At 46.9% G+C, this 2,081-nt stretch carries 2 protein-coding genes; both read left to right on the top strand.

The features are described 5' to 3' along the window. Positions 1 to 510: 510 nt before the first annotated feature. On the top strand, positions 511 to 1,020 hold the full coding sequence (locus V2I46_14045) for a nitroreductase family deazaflavin-dependent oxidoreductase (protein ID MEE4178622.1): 510 nt from the start codon (positions 511 to 513) through the stop codon (positions 1,018 to 1,020). A 180-nt stretch (positions 1,021 to 1,200) separates the two neighbouring features. Further along, positions 1,201 to 2,081, top strand: an 881-nt coding sequence (locus V2I46_14040; protein ID MEE4178621.1) for an ATP-binding cassette domain-containing protein, incomplete at its 3' end; no start/stop codon positions are given.

The raw sequence follows: 2,081 nt of genomic DNA, 5'->3' as shown, positions 1-2,081 counted from the left end.
GTTTACCAACAACTGAAACAGGAATTCTCTTGGAAAGTCTGAGGAAAAAAGGAATTCATGCCAATCAAATCGGTCATATTACAGGTCCTGGCACTGGAAACATCTGCGTTCGTTAGAAGAACCATTTCCCTGCAAGATTGTCACATTAAAAACCGCAGGCATCAGATGAAATTTTTTTAACTTTCAGAGTATAAAGGATCAACTCAAACGATTGAGCCCCCCTATCTTCTTCGCTATAGTGGCAGTTTTTTATCACAAAATCCTTATCTTTCAGGAAAAAACCTCCTAACCTATTAATCTCAGGCTGCGCAGTATCATTCTGTTGGTATAATCACAACCAACGAGAAATCAAATTAACTATTAAAGTTATTTGCCAAGCAAAAACAGTTTGATCTCGACAAATAAAGAAATATCCTGGAGGAAAACATGACAAACGAAGTATTTCAACCCCCTCAACCCTTTCCCTACCCGGAGTGCAGGCTGCTTCAAAAACTATTAAAAACACCGGTTGTGCTTTACCGACTCGGCTTGGGGAAGATGTTTGGTAATTACATCCTGATCCTATCCACCACCGGGCGGAAAACAGGAAAAACACGCCGTACACCGGTTGAGTATTTTATACATGAAGGCCAGTATTACATCATCAGCGGGTTTGGCGAAGGGACCGATTGGTACCAAAACATCCAGGAAAACCCCCAGGTGACCCTCCAGAATGGCTTCGAGCGGGTCTGCGCGGTTGCACGCCCACCAAAAACGGATGAAGAATGGGAAGCCGTTTATCTTTACCTGGTCCACAGCCCGGTCGGAAAGCATTTAATCCCCTTTGAGGATGAAGACTTAACGGCAGCAGAGATCATCGAAGGGGTTCAAGATTGGCCCGTCCTCACTTTTGAAACCACGGATGAACCCTGTCCGACTCCCCTGGAAGCCGACCTGGTATGGGCCTGGCCGCTGATCTTGCTGGGAATGGCCTTCGACATCACCACGCTGTGGTTGTTAAGCAGAAGGAACAAAGCCTGATAAGGTGGATATTTAATATCCAAGTTTCAGATCTAGATGCCTGATTAGCCTATAATCCGGTCAGTTAGCTAGGCAGCTTAAAGCAATGATAATATAAAATGTGCATGGTGTTCTAAACGAGAAAAATAATGATGGCAAAAATTAAATCTATTCATCCTCTTTCAATAGAAAGGGAAACCTATGTCAATCATTCACGTTGATAACGTATCCAAACGGTTTGGCGAAACAGTCGCCGTCGATAACCTGAGTTTTACAATCGAACCTGGCGAGATCTTTGGTCTGCTGGGCCCCAATGGCGCAGGGAAAACCACCTGCATCCGCATGATTCTCGACATCTTCGAGCCTGATTCGGGTGAAATCGCCGTTTTTGATGGTCCCATGACCGACGAAAAGAAAAATCGCATCGGCCATCTCCCCGAAGAACGTGGGTTGTACCAGGATATCCCCCTAGAACGCTGCCTGACCTTCCTTGCCTCCCTTAAAGGCCTACCTGAAAAAAGTATTGGTCCTAAATTGATCGATTATCTACAATATTTTGACCTGTACGATGTGCGCGACAAGAAGGTCAAAGAGCTCAGTAAGGGTATGCAGCAAAAAGCTCAATTGATTTCCACCCTGGTCCATGATCCTGAATTGATCATCATTGATGAGCCCTTTACAGCCCTCGACCCGGTCAACACCGAAATGGTCAAGGACATCCTCGAAGCGAAGCGCGACGAAGGCAAAGCCATCATCATGTCCACCCACCAGATGAACCAGGTCGAAGAATTGTGCGACCGCATCTTGCTCATCGACCACGGGCACCGAGTGCTGTACGGCACCCTGCAAGAGATCCAGGATCAGTTCGCTTCACGGGATATCTTTGTCAGGCCGCGCACGCCCTTGCCAGGCGCAATTGATGGGGTGAAGGAAATCCGTGAACTGAATGGCCGCCAGCTTCTTGTTCTTTCGGAAAATGTTGAGCCGCACCAGGTTCTCAAAACACTCATCCACCAGGGCATAGAGATGACCGCCTTCGAAGTTGCCATCCCGCCCCTGAATGAGATCTTCATCCAGGTAGT

It is taken from the genome of Bacteroides sp., assembly GCA_036351255.1.
GTDB lineage: Bacteria > Bacteroidota > Bacteroidia > Bacteroidales > UBA7960 > UBA7960.
This window is presented reverse-complemented; position numbering and strand designations above follow the sequence as displayed.